The following is a 23,039-nucleotide window of genomic DNA, read 5'->3' as shown; positions in this document are numbered from 1 at the left end:
AGGGCCCCGGACGCGATCCGCGTCCGGGGCCCTTCCATCCGTCTGACTACGGCAGCTGTGCTGCCTCCGCCTGCCGCGCCTCCCGGCTCTCACGCCGGTTGTCGCGGAAGGTGTTCACTCGCCGGGCCGTCGCGAAGAGGGGGATCACGGCGCCCAGCACCACCTGGAGCGCGCAGCCGGTCTGGAGCAGGAACGCCCCGCCCGGTGCGTCGAACGCCCACGCCGCCAGCATCGCCATGGCGCCGACGATCCAGCTGAGCATCGCCACCGCGAGGACACCGCGGGGCTTCGGGTACTCGACCCGGCTCACCATCAGCCAGGCGACACCGATGATCGCGAGGAGCGTCGGGATGAACGGCAGCTCCAGCAGGATGATCGACACGACGGTCAGCGCGCCGAAGGGGCTCGGCATGCCCTGGAACATGCCGTCCTTCATCGTCACGCAGGAGAACCGCGCGAGTCTCAGCACCACCGCGAGCAGCACCACGATCGCGGCCACGGCCGAGACCTTCTGCTGCGCGTCGTCCGCGACCATTCCGTACACGAGTACGAAGTAGGCGGGGGCGAGACCGAAGCTGATCAGGTCCGACAGGTTGTCGAGCTCGGCACCCATCGGCGAGCTGCGGAGCTTGCGCGCCACGATGCCGTCGAAGAGGTCGAAGATCGCCGCGGCCAGCATGAGGATCACGGCGGTGGCGGCGCTGTTGCGCGCCATGCCGGTCTCGCTGCTGCCGGTGAGGTGCGGGATGAGGATGCCCGTGGTGGTGAAGTACACCGCCATGAAACCGCACGTGGCGTTACCGAGCGTGAGGGCGTCCGCTATGGACAGCCTCAGCGACAGCGGCATCTCCTCGGCCTCGTCGGCGTCCGCCTCGGCCTCGGCGACCCAGTCGGCCGCACGGGTGTCGGGATCAATCACGGTCAATGCGAGTCACCCCCGCGGTCGTGGGCTGGCCCACCTCGACGGCGACCTCGACACCCTCCGGGAGGTAGATGTCGACCCGCGAACCGAAGCGGATCAGGCCGATCCGGTCACCCTGCTCGACCTTCGTCCCCTGGGGGATGTACGGCACGATCCGCCGGGCGACGGCACCCGCGATCTGGACCATCTCGATGTCGCCGAGCTCGGTGTCGAAGTGCCAGACAACGCGCTCGTTGTTCTCGCTCTCCTTGTTGAACGCCGGCACGAAGCCACCGGGGACGTGCTCCACGGACGTCACCGTGCCGGCCAGCGGCGCGCGGTTGACGTGGACGTTCAGGGGGCTCATGAAGATGGCGACGCGGGTGCGTCCGTCCTTCCACGGCATGATGCTCTGCACCACGCCGTCGGCGGGCGAGATGACCCGCCCCTGCGCGATCTCGCGCTCGGGGTCGCGGAAGAACCACAGCATGCCGGCCGCGAGAGCGGTGACCGGCACGGCGACGGCCGCGGCGCGCTTCGACTTACGGGAGCGCGCGAGGCTGAGCGCCGCGGTGGCGACGGTCGGCAGAAGCCACGGCGATGCTCCGCGTGCGATGCGTGCGCCCTTGAGGCTGTCGCGGTGTGCAGAGGTTTGGCTGTGGGGCATGGATGACCTTCGTAGCGGATGATGCCGCACTGGCAACGGGGGACGGCGGCTTTCCGGCCGATGCTATCGGTTGCGAGCCGCAACTGGGCAAGGCAGAAGCCGAGTCGACGGCCGGAAGACGAACACAGGGTGTGATCTTCTTCGCGGCCGAACCGACCCAAACGCGACAATCAACCCTGGAATCGGTACTCCTCGAGCAGCCGACGACCAATGATCATTTTCTGGATCTCGGCGGTACCTTCGCCGATGAGCAGCATCGGAGCCTCACGGTAGAGACGCTCGATCTCGTACTCCTTGGAGAAGCCGTACCCACCGTGGATGCGGAAGGCATCCTCGACGACCTCCTTGCAGTATTCGGACGCGAGGTACTTCGCCATCCCCGCTTCGAGGTCGTTTCGTTCCCCAGAGTCCTTTTTGCGTGCTGCGTTCACCATCATCGCATGCGCGGCCTCGACCTTGGTAGCCATCTCGGCCAGCTTGAACTGAATCGCCTGGTGCTGGGCGATCGGCTTTCCGAAAGTGTGACGCTGCTGGGCATACTGGACACCCAGTTCGAAAGCACGCTGCGCGACACCGCAACCACGGGCCGCCACGTTCACGCGGCCGACCTCGACGCCGTCCATCATTTGGTAAAACCCTCGGCCGGTGACCCCGCCCAGGACCCGATTGGCCGGAATGCGCAGTCCGTCCATGATGAGCTCGGTGGTGTCGACACCCTTGTAGCCCATCTTGTCGATCTTGCCGGGAATGGTGAGGCCGGGGCGGACCTCGCCGAAGCCGGGCTCCTTCTCGACGAGGAAGGTCGTCATCGACTTGTGGGGGGCCGTGCCCTCGGGGTGTCCTTCGTCACTTCGGACGAGCACCGCGACCAGCGTCGACGTGCCGCCGTTGGTCAGCCACATCTTCTGGCCGTTCAGGACGTACTCGTCGCCGTCCTTGACCGCCTTCGACGTGATGGCCGACACGTCCGAGCCGAGAGCCGGCTCCGACATCGAGAACGCGCCGCGCGTCTCGCCGGCCGCCATCCGCGGAAGGAAGTAGTCCTTCTGCTCCTGCGTGCCGTGCTGCTTCAGCATGTACGCCACGATGAAGTGGGTGTTGATGATGCCGGAGACCGACATCCAGCCGCGCGCGATCTCCTCCACGCACAGCGCGTAGGTGAGCAGCGACTCACCCAGGCCCCCGTACTCCTCGGGGATCATCAGACCGAAGACGCCAAGCTCCTTGAGCCCGTCCACGATCTGCTGCGGGTACTCGTCCCGGTGCTCCAGCTCCGTCGCGACCGGGATGATCTCCTTGTCGACGAAGTCCCGGACCGTGGCGAGGATCTCCTGCTGGACGTCGGTCAGACCGTGGGTCTGGGCGAGTCGCGCCATGACTACTTCCCCTGTTCCTTCAGCTCCGGGCGGCCGGGCTGCTCGCCGCCGCGCGCTTCGATGTACTCGGCGGTCGGGACCATCACCTTGCGGCGGAAGACGCACACCAGGGTGCCGTCCTGCTTGTAGCCCTTGGTCTCGACGTAGACGATGCCGCGGTCGCTCTTGGACTTCGACGGCGTCTTGTCGAGGACGGTGGTCTCGCCGTAGATGGTGTCGCCGTGGAAGGTCGGCGCCACGTGCCGCAGCGACTCGATCTCCAGGTTGGCGATGGCCTTGCCGGAGACGTCCGGCACGGACATGCCGAGCAGCAGCGAGTAGATGTAGTTGCCGACGACGACGTTCCTCTTGAAGTCCGTCGTGTTCTCGGCGTAATTCACATCCATGTGCAGCGGGTGGTGGTTCATCGTCAGCAGACAGAAGAGGTGGTCGTCGTACTCGGTGACCGTCTTCCCGGGCCAGTGCTTGTAGACGGCGCCGATCTCGAACTCTTCGTAGGTGCGGCCGAACTGCATGGAACTCAGGCCTCCGGGATCTCGAACTTGGTGGTGCGCTGCATGCCGGCGGCACGGCCCTTGCCGGAGATGACCAGGGCCATCTTGCGGGAGGCCTCGTCGATCATCTCGTCGCCGAGCATCGCGGAGCCCTTCTTCCCGCCGGCCTCGGAGGTGTAGTAGTCGTACGCGTCGAGGATCAGCTCGGCGTGGTCGAAGTCCTCCTGCGAGGGCGAGAAGATCTCGTTCGCGGCGGCGACCTGGTCCGGGTGCAGCACCCACTTGCCGTCGAAGCCGAGGGCCGCGGCGCGCTGCGCGACCGCCCTGTAGCCCTCCTGGTTGCGGATCTGCAGGTAGGGGCCGTCGATCGCCTGGAGGTTGTTGGCGCGGGCGGCCATCAGGATGCTCATCAGGATGTGGTGGTAGGCGTCCGCCGGGTAGCCGGGCGGCTGCTCGCCGACGACCAGGGACTTCATGTTGATGGAGGCCATGAAGTCGGCCGGGCCGAAGATGATGGTCTCCACGCGCTGCGAGGCCTGGGCGATCGCGTTCACGTTGGTGAGGCCCTGGGCGTTCTCGATCTGCGCCTCGATGCCGATCTTGCCGACCTCGAAGCCCATGGTCTTCTCGATCTGGGTCAGCAGCAGGTCGAGCGCGACGATCTGCTCGGCGTTCTGCACCTTCGGCAGCATGATGCAGTCGAGGTTCTGGCCGGCGCCCTCGACGACGGTGACGACGTCACGGTACGTCCAGTGGGTCGTCCAGTCGTTGACGCGGACCACCCGGGTCTTGCCGGTCCAGTCGCCCTCGTTCAGGAACTTCACGATGGTGTGCCGGGCCTCCGGCTTGGCCAGCGGCGCGCAGGCGTCCTCCAGGTCCAGGAAGACCTGGTCGGCGGCCAGGCCCTGGGCCTTCTCCAGGAAGCGCGGGTTCGAGCCGGGCACCGCGAGGCAGGAGCGGCGGGGGCGCAGCCGGTTCACGGGCGTGCTGGTCATGCGGGAACCTCCAGGGGGTCGAGCTTGTTCGCTTTCCGGATCTCGTCGACGATACGGCCGATGATCCCGGTGATACCGAAGTCCTTCGGGGTGAAGACGGCCGCCACGCCAGCGGCCTTGAGCTCCTCGGCGTCGGCGTTCGGGATGATCCCGCCGACGACCACCGGGATGTCGGCCGCGCCGGCCACCTTCAGACGGTCGAGGACGTCCGGCACGAGCTGGGCGTGCGAGCCGGAGAGGATCGACAGGCCGACGGCGTGCACGTCCTCCTCCAGGGCCGCGTCCACGATCTGCTCCGGCGTCAGCCGGATGCCCTGGTAGACCACCTCGAAGCCGGCGTCGCGGGCCCGTACGGCGATCTGCTCGGCGCCGTTGGAGTGCCCGTCGAGGCCCGGCTTGCCGACCAGGAAGCGCAGCTTGCCGACACCCATGTCCTGGGCCGTGCGGTCCACCTTGCGGCGCACCTCGGCGAGCGGGGAGCCCGCCTCGGCCGGGACGGCCACGGGGGCGGAGGAGACCCCGGTCGGAGCGCGGAACTCGCCGAAGACCTCGCGCAGCGCCCCGGACCACTCGCCCGTCGTGACGCCCGCGCGGGCGCACTCCAGGGTGGCCTCCATGAGGTTGCCGGTGCCCTTGGCGGCCTCCTTCAGCCGCTCCAGGGCCTTGCAGGGCCGGGGGTGGTTGAAGGGCGGCTGGTAGCGGGTCTCGCGCCAGGTGCCCAGGGCCGACACCACCCGGGCCTCGACGGCCGGGTCGACCGTCTGGATAGCGGTGTCCAGGTCCGCGGTGAGCGGGTTCGGCTCGGTCGTCTCGAAGATGTTGACGCCGACGATCTTCTCCTCGCCGGACTCGATCCGGGCGCGCCGCTCGGCGTGCGAGGAGACCAGCTGGGCCTTCAGGTAGCCGGACTCGACGGCCGCCATCGCGCCGCCCATCTCCTGGATCCGCTCGATCTCGGCCAGGCACTCGGCGACCAGCGCCTCCACCTTGGCCTCGATGACGTGCGAGCCGGCGAAGATGTCCTCGTACTCCAGGAGGTCCGACTCGTGCGCGAGGACCTGCTGGATGCGCAGCGACCACTGCTGGTCCCAGGGGCGCGGCAGGCCGAGCGCCTCGTTCCAGGCCGGCAGCTGGACGGCACGCGCGCGGGCGTCCTTGGACAGCGTCACGGCCAGCATCTCCAGGACGATCCGCTGGACGTTGTTCTCCGGCTGGGCCTCGGTCAGACCGAGCGAGTTGACCTGCACGCCGTACCGGAAACGGCGCTGCTTGGCGTCCTCGATGCCGTAGCGCTCGCGGGTGATGGTGTCCCAGATGCGGCCGAAGGCGCGCATCTTGCACATCTCCTCGACGAAGCGGACGCCGGCGTTCACGAAGAACGAGATCCGGGCGACGACCTCGCCGAACCGCTCCTCGGGGACCTGGCCCGAGTCGCGGACGGCGTCGAGGACCGCGATCGCGGTGGACATCGCGTACGCGATCTCCTGGACCGGAGTGGCCCCCGCCTCCTGCAGGTGGTAGCTGCAGATGTTGATCGGGTTCCACTTCGGGATGTGGTTGACCGTGTACGCGATCATGTCCGTCGTGAGGCGGAGCGAGGGGCCGGGCGGGAAGACGTGCGTCCCGCGCGACAGGTACTCCTTCACGATGTCGTTCTGGGTGGTGCCCTGGAGCTTGGTGATGTCCGCGCCCTGCTCCTCGGCGACCACCTGGTAGAGCGCCAGGAGCCACATGGCGGTGGCGTTGATGGTCATGGAGGTGTTCATCTGCTCCAGGGGGATGTCCTGGAACAGCCGCCGCATGTCACCGAGGTGCGAGACGGGGACCCCGACCCGGCCGACCTCGCCGCGGGCGAGGATGTGGTCGGGGTCGTAGCCGGTCTGCGTGGGCAGGTCGAACGCGACCGAGAGGCCGGTCTGGCCCTTGGCGAGGTTCCGCCGGTAGAGCTCGTTCGACGCCTCGGCGGTCGAGTGACCGGCGTACGTCCGCATGAGCCACGGCCGGTCCTTCTGACGCTCTGTCATCTGTGGTCCCGGGGTCAGATGTTACGGAAGCGGTTGATGGCGTCGATGTGCTCGGCGCGCATCTCCGGGTTGCGGACGCCGAGGCCCTCCTCCGGGGCGAGGGCGAGGACGCCGACCTTGCCCTGGTGCAGGTTGCGGTGCACGTCGTACGCGGCCTGGCCGGTCTCCTCCAGGGAGTAGACCTTGGAGAGCGTCGGGTGGATCTTGCCCTTGGCGATCAGGCGGTTGGCCTCCCACGCCTCGCGGTAGTTGGCGAAGTGCGAGCCGATGATGCGCTTCAGGGACATCCACAGGTAGCGGTTGTCGTACTGGTGCATGTAGCCCGAGGTCGAGGCGCAGGTGGTGATGGTGCCGCCCTTGCGGGTGACGTACACGGAGGCGCCGAAGGTCTCACGGCCCGGGTGCTCGAAGACGATGTCGATGTCCTCGCCGCCGGTCAGCTCGCGGATCTTGGAGCCGAAGCGCTTCCACTCGCGCGGGTCCTGGGTGTTCTCGTCCTTCCAGAACCTGTAGCCCTCGGCGTTGCGGTCGATGACCGCGTCGGCGCCCATGGACCGGCAGATGTCCGCCTTCTCGGGCGAGGAGACCACGCAGATCGGGTTGGCGCCGCCGGCCAGCGCGAACTGGGTGGCGTAGGAGCCGAGGCCGCCGCTGGCGCCCCAGATCAGGACGTTGTCGCCCTGCTTCATGCCGGCGCCGTTGCGGGAGACCAGCTGGCGGTAGGCGGTGGAGTTGACCAGACCGGGGGCGGCGGCCTCCTCCCAGCTCAGGTGGTCGGGCTTCGGCATCAGCTGGTTGGACTTGACCAGGGCGATCTCGGCGAGGCCGCCGAAGTTGGTCTCGAAGCCCCAGATGCGCTGCTCGGGGTCGAGCATCGTGTCGTTGTGGCCGTCCGAGGACTCCAGCTCGACGCTCAGGCAGTGCGCGACGACCTCGTCGCCGGGGTTCCAGGCGTTGACGCCCGGGCCGGTGCGCAGGACGACGCCCGCGAGGTCGGAGCCGATGACGTGGTACGGCAGGTCGTGGCGCTTGGTGAGCTCGGACAGGCGGCCGTAGCGCTCGAGGAAGCCGAAGGTCGACACGGGCTCGAAGATCGAGGTCCAGACCGAGTTGTAGTTCACGGAGGAGGCCATGACGGCGACCAGGGCCTCGCCCGGGCCGAGCTCGGGGAGCGCGACGTCGTCCAGGTGGAGCGACTTGCGCGGGTCCTTGTCGCGGCTCTCGACCCCGGCGAACATCTCGGCCTCGTCCTTGTGGACGGTGACGGCGCGGTACGACTCGGGGAGCTTGATGTTGGCGAAGTCGGCCGACGTGGAGTCGGGCGACTGGATCGCGTCCAGGATGTCCTTCACGGGATGCCTCCGGCGGTGCGGCGTCCACGGGGGACGCGCTGAGGGTTACGTCTGGGTTGCTGCTGTGGAGGTGTGCCGTCGGTTCGGCGCGGTGGTGCTGTGGCGGCGCCGGGTAGGGCGCGGGAGGTGCCTGTGACGCAGGCGTCCGGGCGCACCCGCGGGATCGCTGGTGGGGACAGCCGACGCACGAGGTGATCTCTGCGCGCCGGCCGCCCGGACAACATCAACGTATGGCACGCCGTGTCACGTGGCAAGGCACTGCGTGCCAACAATTTCACTCAGATGCAATCTGGCGGTCACGGATGAGCGATGATCGATCGAAAATGCCCCTGAACTGCGCGGATGTGGCATCGGCGGGGCCGAGGAGAGACCGTGACGGCCCCCGAAATCGACGAGGCGCGTCCCGGAGAACGGCGAAGCCGGCCCCCGAGGTCGACGAATGCGGCGCCCGGGGAACGGCGAGCGCGCCCCCGGGGATCGCGAGCGCGGCCCCCCCGGGGGATCGCGAGCGCGGCCGCGGGAATCGCGACCGCAGCCGCCGGGAGAGACGACTGCGGCCCCGGAACGGCGAGCGCGGCCCCGGGAGCGACGACTGCGGCCCCGGAACGGCGAGTGCGGCCCCGGTAGCGACGACTGCGGCCCCGGGAGAGACGACTGCGGCCCCGGGAGCGGCGAGCGCGGCCGCCGGGGGCGAGGGCGCCCCGGGAACGACGAGAGGGCCGCCCCGGAATCCGGGAACGCCAAAAGGGCCGCCCCGGAAACCGGGGGCGGCCCTCTCCCTGTGGAGTGCTCCTCGTTAGTGCCCGTGCGGGCGTCTCAGCCCTTCTGCAGCGCCTGCTGGATCGTTCGCATGACCTCGTCCAGCGGAGCGTCCGTCCGGGCGACGGCGACCACCACGTCGCCCGTCGTGGAGGCGGTGGCGGCGGCGGCCGGGGTCTCCGGTTCCGTGGCGGCCACCGGGGACCCGGGCGCGGCCGGCCTGGCGCCTATGCCCGTGCCGAAGGTCTCCCGCACGATCGCGAAGGCGTGGTCCAGCTGGCTCTCCACGTCGCCCTGGCCGCCCGCGCGCAGCCAGCGGCGCAGGACGTGGTTGTGGGCGGTGACGACCGCGGAGGCGGCCACCTCGGCCAGCAGCGGGTCGTCGTTGCCGTCGTGGTGGTCGCGCTCGTCGAAGTGGCCGAGGAGATAGCGGGTGAAGAGGCGCTCGTAGCGGGCCACCGAGGCGATCTCGCGCTCCCGCAGCGTCGGCACCTCGCGGGTCAGCCGGTAGCGCTCGACGGAGACCGCGGGCGAGCCCGCGTACATCTTCATGACCTCCTTGATGCCCCGGCACACCGTGTCGAGCGGGTGCTCGTGCGGCGGGGCGGCGTTCAGCACCGCCTCCGCGCGCACCAGGGTGTCGTCGTGGTCGGGGAAGATGGCCTCTTCCTTGGAGCGGAAGTGCCGGAAGAACGTCCGCCGGGCCACCCCGGCCGCCGCCGCGATCTCGTCGACCGTCGTGGCCTCGTACCCCTTGGTGGCGAAGAGCTCCATGGCCGCGGTGGCCAGCTCCCGGCGCATTTTCAGCCGCTGGGCGGCGGCGCGGGTCCCCGCCGCGCTCTCCGGGGAGTCGGGCGTGGACGTGGCACGGGGTGTCTTCGCGGCCTTGGACATAGCCCGAACGTACTGCATCGGAGCGGGAGTGTGCCCAGGTGGGGGAGGGGAGCCCGGCCCGGCACCGACGGTGCCCGGCGGCCTGAGCAGCCCTCCCCATCCCCCGTACGGCGCGCCGTGGCCGTCAGCGACGGGCATATTCGCGGAAGCCGCGACCCGTCTTGCGGCCCAGGCAGCCCGCGGCCACCAAGTGCTCCAGCAGCGGCGCCGGGGCGAGGCCCGGGTCGCGGAACTCGCGGTGCAGCACCTTCTCGATGGCCAGCGAGACGTCCAGGCCGACCACGTCCAGGAGCTCGAACGGCCCCATCGGGTAGCCGCCGCCCAGCTTCATCGCGGCGTCGATGTCGTCCAGGGTCGCGTAGTGCTCCTGGACCATCTTGATCGCGTTGTTCAGGTACGGGAAGAGCAGCGCGTTGACGATGAAACCGGCCCGGTCTCCGCAGTCCACGCCGTGCTTCTTGATCTTCGCCGTGACCTCGCGGACGGTCGCGTGGACGTCGTCGCCGGTCAGGACCGTCCGCACGATCTCCACCAGCTTCATCGCGGGCGCCGGGTTGAAGAAGTGCATCCCGATGACGTCCTGCGGGCGCGAGGTGGCCCTGGCACAGGCGACGACGGGCAGCGAGGAGGTCGTGGTGGCGAGCACCGCGCCGGGCTTGCAGATCTTGTCCAGGCGGGCGAACAGGTCCTGCTTGATCTCCAGGTCCTCGGCGACCGCTTCGACCGCCAGGTCGACCTCGGCGAAGGCGTCCAGCGCGCCGGCCGGCACGATCCGGGCCAGCGTCTCGTCGCGCGCCTCGGCGGTCATCCGGCCCTTGTCCACGGAACGGCCCAGGGACTTGGCGATGCGGGCCTTGGCCGTGTCGGCCTTCTCCTGCGAGCGGGCGGCGAGGACGACCTCGTAACCGGCCTTGGCGAAGACCTCGGCGATGCCGGACGCCATGGTGCCCGAGCCGGCGACACCGACCGAGCGGACCTCGCGGCCCGTGCCGCCCGCGGCCGCCTCCAGCGGGGTGAGCGCGTCGCGGACGACCGTGCCGGAGCCCGGGGTCTCGTACGTGTAGAAGCCGCGGCCCGACTTGCGGCCGGTCAGGCCCGCCTCGCTGAGCTGCTTGAGGATCGGGGCCGGGGCGTGCAGCCGGTCCTGCGACGAGGCGTACATCGCCTCCAGGACGGTACGGGCGGTGTCGATGCCGATCAGGTCGAGCAGCGCCAGCGGGCCCATCGGCAGGCCGCAGCCCAGCCGCATCGCGGCGTCGATGTCCTCCCGGGAGGCGTACTTGGCCTCGTACATGGCGGCGGCCTGGTTGAGGTAGCCGAAGAGCAGTCCGTCGGCGACGAAGCCGGGACGGTCGCCGACCGCGACGGGCTCCTTGCCGAGCTCCTGCGCGAGCCGGGTGACCGCGTCCACGGCCTGCGGGGCCGTCAGCACCGAGGAGACGACCTCGACCAGCTTCATGGCCTGGACCGGCGTGAAGAAGTGCAGGCCGAGCACGCGCTCCGGGTGGGCGGAGTCGGCGGCGAGCCGGGTGACCGACAGGGCGTTGGTGCCGGTGGCGAGGACGGTGTCGGGCCGGACGATGCCGTCCAGGGCCCGGAAGACCTCCTGCTTGGTCTCGTACGACTCGGGCACGACCTCGATGACGAGGTCCGCGTCGGCGGCCGCCTGCAGGTCGGAGAAGGTGCGGAAGCGGGCGAGGACGTCCTGCCGCTCCTCCTCGGTGATGCGCTCACGGGCCACCGCGCGGGCGGTGGAGGCCTCCAGTGCGGCGACGGCCTGGGCGGCCGCGCTCTCGCTGATGTCGATGCCGATGACCTCGCGGCCGGCCCGGACGAGCACGTCGGCGATGCCGCTGCCCATGGTGCCGAGACCGACGACGGCGATGGTGGAGAGAGGGGTGTCCATCAGGGGACTCCTGGGAGAAGAGTGACGACTGAAGGCAGTGCGCGAAAAGAAGAGCGCGAGGGCCCAGAGGGCGGGTGAAAGAGCGACGGACCCTGTCCCGGAGTCACGTCGAAAACTGCCGAACCGAACGAACTCCCCATACCTTCGGTACGGGGTGATCCCCTGACGGCTGCGTCACCAGGCCGTCGAGGGAAGTGCGGGGGGTGGCCCGCTCACCTGAGATTAACTGCCCGGTAACGAGCGCGCCAGTCCCGGGAAGTTGAGAACAATGTGATCTGGGTCGCGGATAGGCTGCGGAATATGAATTTCGCCGCGGACCTCGAATTCTGCTCGATGATCGATCGTTTACGAGAAGAGATCGAGAATGACCGCGGAGAGGTCCCGGTGGCATTCGAGGAACTCGCGGGACCGCTCGCCACGGAGGAACTCCACCGGGCACTGACCGCCCCCGGACAACCCCTCTGGGCCCGCGAGATCGCCGCCTTCCGGCTCGGCCTCGCCGGCGACCCGCGCGCCTTCGAGGCCCTCGTCCTCCTCCTCAACCACCGCGACCCCGAGCGCTGCGTCTCCGCCGCCCACGCCCTCACCCGGCTCGGCGACCCCCGGACCGCCCGCGCCGCCGCCGCGCTCGCCACCAACGAACTCCGGGTCGCCTACGCCCTGTTGCCGGTCCGTCTCCTCGCCGCCCTGGGCGCCCCGGAGAGCGTCCCCGCCCTCGTCACGGTCCTCGGGCGCCGGCTCGCCCCCGCCGACCCGCACTGGCGCGTCGGCCTCGCCTGCGTCGAAGGGCTCGGCGCGCTCGGCGACCCCGGCGCCCGGGAAGTCCTGGAGGCGGCCCTGCCGCACCCGCGGTTCGGGGGAGCGGCGCGCGAGGCGCTGGCCCGGCTCCGGCCGTGAGTCTGCGTGGGGGGCGGCGAGGCGGGCGGGCCGCTGCGGCGGGCGGCGCGCCTCGCCGCGCCCGGCAAGTCGCCGCACGCCTTCACGGAGCGGCCGGCGGGCCGGGGGTGTGAGCACCGGCTTCGGCGCGCCGGCGCGCGACAGCCCGCCCCACCGCCTCGGCATCGAGGCGAGCTGCGCCACGTTCGACGCGGTCACCGGCACCGCCCAGGACATGCGGATCCCCGGCCTCCTGACCAGCCGGAGGCTGAGCGTCGCCGTGAAGAGTGGCGCGGTCGCCGCCCGAGGCCCCCGGTTCCCACCGGAACGCCGGGCACGTCCTAGACGGCCGGCCGGTCCTCGGGTATCAGCGCGAAGGCCTCTATCTCGATGACGAGTTCGGGACGGACGAGCGCGGTCACCTGGACCGCCGAGCTGGCCGGCAGCGGAAGCGGGCCGAAGGCGGCGTCGCGGGCTTCGCGGATCGCGGGCAGATGCGCCATGTCCGTCACGAAGTACGTCAGCTTCACGACGTCCGCGAAGTCCGCTCCCGCCGCGGCCAGGCAGCGGCCAACGTTGGCGAAGACCTGGCGGGCCTGGGCGGCGGCGTCGCCGGCCCCGACGACCGCGCCCCCGGCGTCGAGGGCGATCTGGCCGGACACGGCCACGAACCTGCCGGTGCCCCACACGACATGGCTGTACTGCGGGCTGGGGGCGAGGCCCTCGGGGGCGGACACATGGGTCAGGTGCGTGGTCATGGCTCACATCCTGGCGCACACCACTGACACTCCGGCCCGCCCCGGCCGACTTGTGGACGACTCCCGTTCCCCGTGTGACCGGGGGGTCTCAGCGCACGTGGCCGAGCATCCCGTGCAGGGTGGCACCGGCGTCCAGGGCCGCGCCACGGGTCGCCGTGGCCTTGGCGGGCTTCGGATCGGGGAGCGTCTCGCAGACCGCGTCCGCCTCGGCGCCCTCCGCCCCGCGCGGGACGGCGCCGGTGGAGAGGTAGGCGGCGAGGTGCTCGTCCATGCAGTCGTTGCCGGCCAGCGTCACCCCGTGGTTGCCGCCTCCGTCCTCGACGACCAGGCTGGAGCCGGTCATCTTCCGGTGCAGGGTGACCCCGCCCTCGAACGGCGTGGCCGCGTCCTCGGTCGCCTGCAGGATGAGCACCGGCGGCAGCTCGTCGTTGCCGACGTCCGGCGGGGTCGCCGCGTCGACCGGCCAGAACGCGCACGGTGCGTTGTACCAGGCGTTGTTCCAGGTGGAGAACGGCGCCTTGGCGTGCACGTTCCAGTTGTCCCTGCGCCAGACGTTCCAGTCCCGCGGCCAGGCCGCGTCCCGGCACTGGACGCTCGTGTAGACCGAGTAGCCGTTGTCGGCCGCGGCGTCCGCGGCGGCGTAGTCCTCGTAGGCGGCCACCAGCGGGGCCGTGTCGCCGTCGTTCACGTACGCGGCGAACGCGGCCGCGAGCCGCGGCCAGTAGCCGTTGTAGTAGCCGCCCGGCAGGAACGTGTCCTCCAGCTCGCCCGGGCCGACCTTGCCGCCGGCGGGTGCGGTCCGCAGCGCCTCGCGCATCCGGTACCAGGCCGCCTCCACGGCCGCCGGGTCGGTGCCGAGGCGGTAGGTCGCGTCGTTGCCGGCCACCCAGGCCGTGAAGTCCTTGTGGCGGGCGTCGAAGGCGTAGTCCTGCCCGATGTTGTCCTCGTACCAGACGCCGTGCGGGTTCACGACGGAGTCGAGCGCCATGCGCCGCACCCGCTCGGGGAAGAGCCGTGCGTACACCGCGCCGAGGTAGGTGCCGTACGAGTAGCCGAGGTAATTGAGCTTCGGTGCGCCCAGCGCCGTCCGGATGGAGTCCAGGTCACGGGCGGTGGAGACGGTGTCGATGTACGGAAGGACGTCGGCGTACCTGTCGCCGCAGGCCTTGGCGAAGGCCTGGGCGCGCTCGACGCCGGCCCGCTCGTCCTCGGGGTCGATCGGCACGGAGTCGGGGCGCACGGGGTCGAAGTGGCCGGGGCGGCAGTTCAGGGCGGGCTCGCTCTTGCCGACGCCCCGCGGGTCGAAGCCGATCACGTCGTACTGCGCGGCCACCTTCGAAGGCAGGGCGGTCGCCACGTATCCGGCCATCCCGCGTCCGCTGCCGCCGGGGCCGCCGGGGTTGACGAGGAGCGGGCCCTGGTAGGTCTTCGCCGTGTGCGGGACCCGGGTCAGGGCCAGAGTGATCGTCCGGCCGGCGGGGGCGTCGTGGTCGAGCGGCACCCTCAGGGTGCCGCACTGGAGCTTCGGGTACGCCTTGGTGCCGCAGTCGGTCCAGGCGAGCGGGGCGACGGGACGGGGCGTGGGCCCGTTCGCCGCGGAGGCGGACGGGGACGCGGGCAGGACGGTGACCGTCCCGGCGGCCAGCGCCCCAGCGGCGATCAGCATTCCTGCGCGTGTTCTCATACGGCGTCCGTGCCCCGGACGGCGCCCGTCGGGACCTATCCGGCCGAGAGTTGACCCGTTCGGCGGAGGTGACTGGCCGTCAAAGTGGTCTCGGACGGGGGTTTCGGGCCCGGGGTCACAGGAGGGTGAGCTGCTCGGACTCCGGCCCGCGCGCGTGGTGCTCGGGAACGGGTGTCCGGCGCGGAGAGCTCCGGCGGTCGTTCGGCCCGATGCCGAACTCGGCCGCCAGCTCGTGCACCTGACGGGTGATCCGGCGCTGGTACCAGGTGGGGGCGTAGGCGCCGGCCGCGTACATCCGCTCGTAGCGGCCGACCAGTTCGGGGTGGTGGTGGCGCAACCAGGTGAGGAACCACTCGCGCGCCCCGGGCCGCAGGTGCAGCACGAGCGGGGTCACGGAGGTGGCGCCGGCCTCGGCGATGGCGCGGACGGTGGCGCGCAGCTGCTCGGGCCGGTCGCCGAGGAAGGGCACGACGGGCGCCATCAGGACCCCGCAGCCGATGCCGTGCCCGGCGAGGGTCCGTACGACGTCCAGGCGCCGCTCCGGGGCGGGTGTGCCGGGCTCGACGGTCCGCCACAGCTCGGTGTCGGTGAAGCCGACGGAGACGGAGACCCCCACCTCGGTGACCTCGGCGGCCTGCCGGAGCAGATCCAGGTCGCGCAGGATCAGCGTCCCCTTGGTGAGGATCGAGAACGGGTTGGCATAGTCCCGCAGGGCCTCCAGGATGCCCGGCATCAGCCGGTAGCGGCCCTCCGCCCGCTGGTAGCAGTCGACGTTGGTGCCCATGGCGATGTGCGCGCCCTGCCAGCGCCGGGAAGCGAGCTGTCCGCGCAGCAGCTCCGGTGCGTTCACCTTGACCACGATCTGCGAGTCGAAGCCGATTCCGGTGTCGAGGTCCAGATAGCTGTGGGTCTTGCGGGCGAAGCAGTACACGCAGGCATGGGTGCACCCGCGGTACGGGTTGACCGTCCACTCGAACGGCATGCGTGAGGCGCCGGGCACCCGGTTGACGATCGAGCGGGCCCGCACCTCGTGGAAGGTGATGCCGCGGAACTCGGGCGTGTCGAAGGTGCGGGTGGTGACCGCGTCCGCTCCGAACAGGGTGCTTTCGGCCAGGGCGGCGGGGCTGTCGGCGGCAGCGGAGCCGTCGACCAGACGATCCCATCTCATGGACGCCTCCTCGGGGGGACGGGGTGGTCCCAGATTAGAACACATGTTCCCTTGATCGCGGCAACCCGGATTTTGGGCCCCGGCGCCCAGGTGGTTGGCTTGGTCCGTATCCCCCGAAAGCACCACGAGAACAAGCTGGAGGAAGCGCCATGGCGCAGGTCGAGGCCACGACGGAGCGGATCATCGCCGCCGACGCGGAGACGGTGTTCGACGCCCTCGCCGACTACACCGGGACGCGCGAGAAGCTGCTCCCCGAGCACTTCAGCGAGTACGAGGTGCGCGAGGGCGGCGACGGCGAGGGCACCCTCGTCCACTGGAAGCTCCAGGCCACCAGCAAGCGCGTGCGCGACTGCCTCCTGGAGGTCACCGAGCCCACCGACGGGCAGCTCGTGGAGAAGGACCGCAACTCCTCCATGGTCACCACCTGGACCGTCACCCCGGCCGGCGAGGGCAAGTCCAAGGCCCTCGTCAGCACCGTCTGGAACGGGGCCGGCGGCATCGGCGGCTTCTTCGAGAAGACCTTCGCCCCCAAGGGGCTCGGCCGCATCTACGACGCCCTGCTCGCCAAGCTCGCCGCCGAGGTCGAGAAGTAGCACCGAGCAGGACCGAGAGGCCGCAACGAGAAGTAGCCTCGGGAAACCGGAACCCGGAAGTAACGCCCGGTTCAGTCACCGATTCGAGTGGTTTCCCCGCGACCCCCGCAAGAGCGCCCGGCGCACTCGGGGGTCGCGCGCTTGGCGGCAAAGCCCCTGATGAGCGCCCCAAGTGCGCCCGGCCGCAGGGGCGTTAGACCTCCGCCGTTCCACCCTCCTCCCGTACCGCCCGACTTGCTCCCGCTTCGCGCCCAATGCGAAGAATGACGCGCGCAGACGCCGTGACGAGGGGAGCAGCACGTGGGTGCGATCACACTGGCCGAGGACGCCAGGGACGCCGAGGGCGCGGAGCCGCACCTCGCCGAGGGCCCCGCCGGCCGGGCGGACCGTACCGACGCGGGCCACCCGCCCGCCGTCCCGGCGCCGGCACCCGAAGCGGAGGGGGTGCTCGACCCACGCCGCGTCCGGCTCGTCTTCTGCGGACTCATGCTCGCGCTGCTCCTCGCCGCGCTCGAGCAGATGATCGTCGCCACCGCCCTGCCGAGGATCGTCGGCGAACTCCAGGGCCTGGACCGGATGTCGTGGGCGATCACCGCCTACCTGCTCACCGCCACCATCGGCCTCCCCGTCTACGGAAAGCTCGGCGACCTCCTCGGCCGCAAGGGCGTCTTCGTCTTCGCGATCGTCGTCTTCGTCATCGGCTCGGGACTGGCCGGCTGGTCCCGTTCCATGGACCAGCTCATCGCCTTCCGCGCCCTCCAGGGCGCCGGCGCCGGCGGACTGATGATCGGCGTCCAGGCGATCATCGCCGACATCGTCCCCTCCCGGGAGCGCGGCCGCTACATGGGCCTCATCGGCGCCGCCTTCGGGCTCGCCTCCGTCGCCGGCCCGCTGCTCGGCGGCTTCTTCACCGACCACGTCTCCTGGCGCTGGTGCTTCTACTTCAACGTGCCCTTCGGCCTCGTCACCCTCCTCGTGGTCTCGCTCGTCCTGAAGCTTCCCAAGCCCACCGCCCGGGCCCGGTTCGACGTCCTCGGCGCCCTCCTGCTCGCCGCCGCCTCCACCTGCCTGGTGCTGCTCACCAGCTGGGGCGGCACCACGTACGCCTGGGACTCGCGCGCCGTCCTCGGACTCGGCTGCGGCGCGGTCGCGGCCACCGCCCTCTTCCTCCTCGTCGAACGCTTCGCGCCCGAACCGCTCATCCCCCTGCGCCTGTTCCGCGACTCCGTCTTCACCGTCACCAGCCTCGTCGGAGCGGTCGTCGGCATCGCCCTCTTCGGCGCGGCCAGCTATCTGCCGACCTTCCTGCAGATGGTCGAGGGCGCCAGCGCCACCGAGTCCGGCCTCCTGATGCTCCCGCTGATGGGCGGCATCGTCGCCGCCTCCGTCGTCTCCGGCCAGCTCATCAGCCGCACCGGCCACTACAAGGTCTTCCCGCTGGTCGGCGGCGCCGTCTCGACCCTCGGCATGTGGCTGCTCTCGCACATGGACGCCGACACCCCGCGCCTGACCCACAGCCTCTGGCAGGCCGTGCTCGGCGTCGGCATCGGCCTGGTCATGCCCGTCCTCGTACTCGCCGTCCAGAACTCCGTGCGCCCCGCCGATCTCGGCACCGCCACCAGTGCCCACAACTACTTCCGGCAGATCGGCGGCAGCGTCGGCGCCGCGATCTTCGGCACGCTCTTCGCCGCCCGGCTCGACGACGCCCTCGCCGACCGGCTGCCCAGGGACGGCGCCGCCGCCCTGCCGCCCGCCGACTCGATCACCCCGCAGGCCGTCCACGCGCTGCCGCCCGCGCTGCGCGACGCCTTCGTCGAGGCGTACGCCGACGCGATGCCCCGGATCTTCCTCTACCTCGTGCCGGTCCTCGCGCTCGGCCTCGTCCTCGCCTTCTTCCTCAAGGAGAAACCGCTGGTGTCCGTTCACACCCCCGCCACCGAGGCCCCCGCAACCCCCCTCCCGCACGCCCGGGCCGCCGCCACCGACACCCGGACCGCCGCCCCGCTGCTCGCCGGCGTGCCCGTCTGCGGCACCGTCCGGCACCACGACGGCAGCTGCGTGCCCCGGGCCGCGCTCACTCTCATCGACGTGCAGGGCCGCCAGATCGGCCGCGGCGCGAGCGGCGACGACGGCCGCTACGCGCTGAGCGTGCCCGGATCCGGCTCGTACGTCCTCATCGCGGCCGCCGGGGGGCACCAGCCGCAGGCCGTCTCCGTCACCGTGGGGGAGCGCCCGGTCGAGCTGGACGTCGTCCTCGGCGGCGCGGGCCGGCTCGCCGGGGCCGTCGTCACCGCCGACGGCACTCCCGTACGGGACGCGGCCGTCACCCTCACCGACGTACGCGGCGAGGTCGTCGCCTCCACCCGCAGCGGGCGCGACGGCGGCTACGTGATCGGCGAGCTGGTCGCCGGCGAGTACACCCTGGCCGCCAGCGCCCCCGCGTTCCGCCCGGCCGCCCTTCCGGTCAGCGTGCAGGCCTCCCGCGAGACGCGCCAGGACATCGAGCTGGCGGGCGGCGCGGTGCTGCGGGGGACGGTACGGGCGGGCGGCGGGCGGCCCGTCGAGGACGCCCGCGTGACCCTGCTCGACGCCGCCGGGAACGTGGTCGACACGCTGACGACGGGCCCGGACGGCACCTTCCGTTTCGTGGACCTGTCCTCGGGCGAGTACACGGTGATCGCCGCCGGTTACCCTCCGGTGGCGACCGTCCTCCAGGTCGCGGGCGGCGGCCGGACGGAACGCGACCTGCAGCTCGGCCACGAGGACTGAACTGCCGGTTCCCGCGGGCCCGCGGGCCCGCGGAGCACGGGAGCCGGAGGGTGCGGGGTGAGGCCCTCGGGAGATGCACGGCCCGCGGGCCGGAGCGCCGGGAGGTGCAGCTGCGGCCGCGGGCCGGAGCACTGGGGGTGCAGCGCTCGCGGGCCGGAGGGCCTGGGGTGCAGCGCTCGCGGGCTGGAGGGCGGGGGTGCAGTGCTCGCGGGCCGGAGGGCCTGGGGTGCAGCGCTCGCGGGCTGGAGGGCGGGGGTGCAGTGCTCGCGGGCCGGAGGGCCTGGGGGTGCAGCGCTCGCGGGCCGGGGCACCGGAGAGGTGCAGCGGCCGCGGGTCGGAGGACCGGGCAGGTGCAGCGGCCGAGGGACGACGCCCGCGCGAGCCCAGGGTCTCGCGCGGCGGGAGCGCCGCTCCCCGGGCGGGGCGCCCGGTGGTGTCAGGAGGTGGTGGTCGCCTTGCGCAGCGCGCTGATGCAGGTGCTGATCGCCTCCTGCAGGGCCTCGAGGCGCTGCAGCATGTCGTCCTCGACGACGTCCTCCTCCAGGACCTCGTCGAGGGTCAGCTCCTCGAAGACCTTCGTCGCCTTCTGCAGGCTGCTGTAGAACTTCGCCCGGCGCTCCTTGACCCGCAGCGCCGGGTCCGCCTCGACCGCCCGGGCGACCATCGACTTCACCGTGTCGTAGGCCTCGCCGGCCCACTCGCCGGCCTCCTCCGAGTCGTCGAGCTCGTCGATCAGCGTGAGGTGCCGCTCGGCCTCCGCGCGCAGCTCGGCCGGCGCCGCGACGGTCTGGCCGGCCGGCGTCCTGATCTGGCCGCCCTCCGCGATCTGCCGGACGTACTCGATCCGGTCCGCCGCCTTCGCCTCCTGCGCCACCGCCTTCTTCAGGTCGCCGGTGCGGGCGATGGCCCGGGCCATCTCGGTCTGCAGCGCCGGGTCCTCCTTCATCCGGTCGAGCAGCGCGCCCCGAGCGGCCTCGGCGGTGCCCGGGTCGGCGAGGATCGCGGCGCGGAGCGCCGTCGGGTTCTCCGCCACCTCCAGCGCCTTCGTCGCCTTGATGCCCTCCGCCTCGGCCGCCGCCGTGATCGCGTGGCCGCGCACGGAGGTCGCGCTGTTGCGCGAGGAGTAGTACGACAGCCAGACGTCCGCCTCGGGCAGCTCGACGTCCTCGCCCGGGACCAGTGCCTCGAACTGCGGCACCAGGGCGTCGTCGGCGGCCATGTCCCACGCCTTGTAGTAGCGCATGACCCGCTCGGCGGAGCAGCCGGCGAGCTCCGCGAAGGCCTTCGCCGACACCTTCTCCGAGCCCTCGGCCGCCTGCCCGCCCGGCCGCACGCTGCGCGCCACCTTCAGCGCGAACGCCCAGCCGCCCGTCCGCGCGTACACCCCGAAATCGCGGGCGTCGCGGACCACGGCCTCGGCGACGGCCTGCGCGGCGGGCTCGACCCACTCGCCGGTGTCGACGGGGAGAGGGGCTTCGGACGGGGCGAGCGAGGTGGTCACCGAGGGGTCTCCTGGGGTTCGCGGGACGACGAAAACTGCGCCCGTCAGCCTATACGCACCCGATGAAAGGGTTCGCCCGAATCACCGCCACCGGTCCATGCCTTCGACACTTTTCCACAGGGGTGGTCGGGCCCGCGGGGGGCGCGTACGGTGCCTGGCATGAAGATCCTGATCAGCGCCGACATGGAAGGCGCGACCGGCGTGACGTGGCCCGCCGACGTGCTGCCCGGCACGCCCCAGTGGGAGCGCTGCCGGTCCATGTTCACCTCGGACGTCAACGCGGCGGTGCTCGGATTCTTCGACGGCGGCGCAGACGAGGTCCTCGTCAACGAGGCGCACTGGAGCATGCGCAATCTCCTCCTGGAGCGCCTCGACGAGCGGGCCGAGATGATCACCGGCCGGCACAAGGCGCTCTCCATGGTCGAGGGCGTCCAGCACGGCGACGTCGACGGCATCGCCTTCGTCGGCTACCACACCGGCGCGGGCACCGAAGGAGTCCTCGCCCACACCTATCTGGCCAACTCGATCACGGGCGTCTGGCTCGACGACGTCCGCGCCAGCGAAGGCCTGCTCAACGCACACGTGGTGGCCGAGTACGGGGTCCCCGTCGTCCTCGTCACCGGCGACGACCTGGCCTGCGAGGACGCCCTCGGCTACGCCCCGGAGGCACGGAAGGTCGCCGTCAAGGACTACGTGTCGCGGTACGCGGCGGTGTGCCGCACCCCGGCCCGCACGGCCTCCGACATCCGCGCCGCGGCGAAGGAGGCGGTCTCCCTCGCCGTCCGGCACGAGCCGGTCAGAGGGGGGCCCTTCACCGTGGAGCTGGAGTTCGACGCGGAGCACCTCGCCGGAGCCGCGACGGTGGTCCCGGGCACCGAGCGGAGTGGCGAGCGGCGGGTCGCCTACACCAGCGAGACCATGTACGAGGCAATTCGCACGTTCAAGGCGGTCACCACGATCGTGTCGGCCGCCGTGGAGGAGCAGTATGGCTGAGGAGGACCCGGGCCCGGACACGACGGCACTCGACGAGGTCGTCACCTTCACGTCCGAGCTCATCAGGATCGACACCACCAACCGGGGCGGCGGCGACTGCCGCGAGCGCCCCGCCGCCGAGTACGTGGCGGAGCGGCTCGCCGGCGCGGGCCTGGAGCCCACGCTCCTCGAACGCACTCCGGGCCGCACCAATGTCGTCGCCCGCATCCCGGGCACCGACCCCACGGCCGACGCCCTGCTCGTCCACGGTCACCTCGACGTCGTCCCGGCCGAGGCCGCCGACTGGGCCGTGCACCCCTTCTCGGGCGAGGTCCGCGACGGGGTCGTCTGGGGTCGGGGCGCCGTCGACATGAAGAACATGGACGCGATGGTGCTCGCCGTCGTCCGCTCCTGGGCCCGGCAGGGCGTCCGGCCGCGCCGGGACATCGTCGTCGCCTACACCGCCGACGAGGAGGCGAGCGCCGAGGACGGCTCCGGCTTCCTCGCCGACACCCACCCCGGTCTCTTCGAGGGCTGCACCGAAGGCATCAGCGAGTCCGGCGCCTTCAGCTTCCACCCCGATCCCGGCATGACGCTCTACCCGATCGCGGCGGGCGAGCGCGGCACCGCCTGGCTCAAGCTCACCGCTCACGGCACCGCCGGCCACGGCTCCAAGGTCAACCACGCCAACGCCGTCACCCGCCTCGCCGCGGCCGTCGCCCGCATCGGTGCCCACGAGTGGCCCGTCCGGCTCACCCCCACCGTGCGGGCCGCCCTCACCGAACTGGCCGCGCTGTACGGCATCGACACCGACGTCGACGCCCCCGGCTTCGACACCGACGTCCTCCTGGAGAAGCTGGGCCCGGCCGCCGCACTGGTCCGGCCCACGGTCCGCAACAGCGCCAACCCGACGATGCTGGAAGCCGGTTACAAGGTCAACGTGATCCCGGGCCACGCCGTGGCCTACGTCGACGGGCGGATGCTGCCCGGTGGCGAGGACGAGTTCACCGAGACCATGGACATGCTGACCGGCCCCGATGTGGAGTGGGAGTTCCACCACCGCGAAGTGCCCCTGGAGGCACCGGTCGCCTCGCCGACCTTCGCCAAACTGCGCGCCGCCGTCGAGCGCTTCGACCCGGCCGGGCACGTCGTCCCGTTCGCCATGTCCGGCGGCACCGACGCCAAGCAGTTCTCCCGCCTCGGCATCACCGGATACGGCTTCTCCCCGCTGCGACTGCCCCCCGAGCTCGACTACGCAGCACTGTTCCACGGCGTCGACGAGCGTGTCCCGGTCGACGCCCTCCACTTCGGCGTCCGCGTCCTCGACCACTACCTGAGATCCGCCTAGGA

The 23,039-nt window shown here is 71.3% G+C and carries 18 protein-coding genes; 5 read left to right on the top strand and 13 right to left on the bottom strand.

Annotation, left to right across the window (positions count from 1 at the left end; genetic code table 11):
* Positions 1 to 46: 46 nt before the first annotated feature.
* The 9 genes from pssA to ACIRQF_RS06800 all read right to left on the bottom strand — a co-directional run bounded on the left by pssA (position 47) and on the right by ACIRQF_RS06800 (position 11,368).
* Positions 47 to 919 (bottom strand): CDP-diacylglycerol--serine O-phosphatidyltransferase, encoded by an 873-nt coding sequence (pssA, locus tag ACIRQF_RS06840; RefSeq protein WP_376633737.1) that lies wholly within the window; start codon positions 917 to 919, stop codon positions 47 to 49.
* Positions 912 to 1,568 (bottom strand): phosphatidylserine decarboxylase, encoded by a 657-nt coding sequence (locus tag ACIRQF_RS06835; protein ID WP_376633383.1) that lies wholly within the window; start codon positions 1,566 to 1,568, stop codon positions 912 to 914. The genes pssA and ACIRQF_RS06835 overlap by 8 nt, the downstream gene beginning before the upstream one ends.
* A 170-nt stretch (positions 1,569 to 1,738) precedes the next feature.
* Entirely contained in the window at positions 1,739 to 2,944 is a 1,206-nt protein-coding gene (locus tag ACIRQF_RS06830; protein WP_404089433.1) for an acyl-CoA dehydrogenase family protein, read from the bottom strand.
* 2 nt (positions 2,945 to 2,946) lie between these two features.
* Positions 2,947 to 3,459, bottom strand: a complete 513-nt coding sequence (locus ACIRQF_RS06825) for a MaoC family dehydratase (RefSeq protein ID WP_376633381.1) — start codon at positions 3,457 to 3,459, stop codon at positions 2,947 to 2,949.
* Positions 3,460 to 3,464: 5 nt separating this feature from the next.
* Positions 3,465 to 4,433 carry a CoA ester lyase gene (locus ACIRQF_RS06820; RefSeq protein WP_365345119.1) on the bottom strand — a complete coding sequence of 323 codons (969 nt, stop codon included), beginning with the start codon at positions 4,431 to 4,433 and terminating at the stop codon, positions 3,465 to 3,467.
* Entirely contained in the window at positions 4,430 to 6,457 is a 2,028-nt protein-coding gene (locus ACIRQF_RS06815; protein ID WP_382483235.1) for a protein meaA, read from the bottom strand. Before ACIRQF_RS06815 ends, ACIRQF_RS06820 begins: the two co-directional genes overlap by 4 nt.
* 14 nt (positions 6,458 to 6,471) lie before the next feature.
* Positions 6,472 to 7,809, bottom strand: a complete 1,338-nt coding sequence (ccrA, locus tag ACIRQF_RS06810) for a crotonyl-CoA carboxylase/reductase (RefSeq protein ID WP_376633375.1) — start codon at positions 7,807 to 7,809, stop codon at positions 6,472 to 6,474.
* 816 nt (positions 7,810 to 8,625) lie between these two features.
* A complete protein-coding gene (locus ACIRQF_RS06805) occupies positions 8,626 to 9,462 on the bottom strand; it encodes a TetR family transcriptional regulator (protein WP_404089429.1) in 837 nt (278 codons plus the stop codon).
* 124 nt (positions 9,463 to 9,586) lie between these two features.
* Entirely contained in the window at positions 9,587 to 11,368 is a 1,782-nt protein-coding gene (locus ACIRQF_RS06800; protein WP_376633372.1) for a 3-hydroxyacyl-CoA dehydrogenase family protein, read from the bottom strand.
* Positions 11,369 to 11,668: 300 nt separating this feature from the next.
* On the opposite strand from ACIRQF_RS06800, the gene ACIRQF_RS06795 reads away from it, so the two are divergent.
* Positions 11,669 to 12,265, top strand: a complete 597-nt coding sequence (locus ACIRQF_RS06795; RefSeq protein WP_404089426.1) for a HEAT repeat domain-containing protein — start codon at positions 11,669 to 11,671, stop codon at positions 12,263 to 12,265.
* Positions 12,266 to 12,585: 320 nt separating this feature from the next.
* Here the strand turns inward: ACIRQF_RS06795 and ACIRQF_RS06790 are convergent, their stop codons facing one another.
* From ACIRQF_RS06790 to ACIRQF_RS06780, 3 genes are all read right to left on the bottom strand, one after another.
* Positions 12,586 to 13,002 (bottom strand): RidA family protein, encoded by a 417-nt coding sequence (locus ACIRQF_RS06790; RefSeq protein WP_404089424.1) that lies wholly within the window; start codon positions 13,000 to 13,002, stop codon positions 12,586 to 12,588.
* Positions 13,003 to 13,090: 88 nt separating this feature from the next.
* The gene (locus tag ACIRQF_RS06785; protein ID WP_404089422.1) at positions 13,091 to 14,686 is read right to left on the bottom strand and encodes an alpha/beta hydrolase; all 1,596 of its coding nucleotides are present in this window, start codon (positions 14,684 to 14,686) and stop codon (positions 13,091 to 13,093) included.
* A gap of 115 nt (positions 14,687 to 14,801) precedes the next feature.
* The gene (locus tag ACIRQF_RS06780; RefSeq protein ID WP_404089420.1) at positions 14,802 to 15,854 is read right to left on the bottom strand and encodes an Rv2578c family radical SAM protein; all 1,053 of its coding nucleotides are present in this window, start codon (positions 15,852 to 15,854) and stop codon (positions 14,802 to 14,804) included.
* A gap of 149 nt (positions 15,855 to 16,003) precedes the next feature.
* Here ACIRQF_RS06780 and ACIRQF_RS06775 point away from each other — a divergent pair, with 149 nt between their 5' ends.
* Together ACIRQF_RS06775 and ACIRQF_RS06770 are read left to right on the top strand one after the other, a co-directional pair.
* Positions 16,004 to 16,447 carry an SRPBCC family protein gene (locus ACIRQF_RS06775; RefSeq protein WP_389756951.1) on the top strand — a complete coding sequence of 148 codons (444 nt, stop codon included), beginning with the start codon at positions 16,004 to 16,006 and terminating at the stop codon, positions 16,445 to 16,447.
* A gap of 300 nt (positions 16,448 to 16,747) precedes the next feature.
* Positions 16,748 to 19,216, top strand: a complete 2,469-nt coding sequence (locus ACIRQF_RS06770) for an MFS transporter (protein ID WP_404089417.1) — start codon at positions 16,748 to 16,750, stop codon at positions 19,214 to 19,216.
* A gap of 436 nt (positions 19,217 to 19,652) precedes the next feature.
* On the opposite strand, the gene ACIRQF_RS06765 is transcribed toward ACIRQF_RS06770, so the two are convergent.
* On the bottom strand, positions 19,653 to 20,717 hold the full coding sequence (locus ACIRQF_RS06765) for a hypothetical protein (RefSeq protein ID WP_404089415.1): 1,065 nt from the start codon (positions 20,715 to 20,717) through the stop codon (positions 19,653 to 19,655).
* 159 nt (positions 20,718 to 20,876) lie between these two features.
* On the opposite strand from ACIRQF_RS06765, the gene ACIRQF_RS06760 reads away from it, so the two are divergent.
* Together ACIRQF_RS06760 and ACIRQF_RS06755 are read left to right on the top strand one after the other, a co-directional pair.
* On the top strand, positions 20,877 to 21,710 hold the full coding sequence (locus ACIRQF_RS06760) for a M55 family metallopeptidase (RefSeq protein WP_382483245.1): 834 nt from the start codon (positions 20,877 to 20,879) through the stop codon (positions 21,708 to 21,710).
* Complete coding sequence (locus ACIRQF_RS06755; RefSeq protein WP_382483246.1) at positions 21,703 to 23,037, top strand: M20/M25/M40 family metallo-hydrolase; 1,335 nt, start codon at positions 21,703 to 21,705, stop codon at positions 23,035 to 23,037. The genes ACIRQF_RS06760 and ACIRQF_RS06755 overlap by 8 nt, the downstream gene beginning before the upstream one ends.
* The last annotated feature ends 2 nt before the right edge of the window (positions 23,038 to 23,039 follow it).

It is taken from the genome of Streptomyces sp. NPDC101191, assembly GCF_044767915.1.
GTDB lineage: Bacteria > Actinomycetota > Actinomycetes > Streptomycetales > Streptomycetaceae > Streptomyces.
This window is presented reverse-complemented; position numbering and strand designations above follow the sequence as displayed.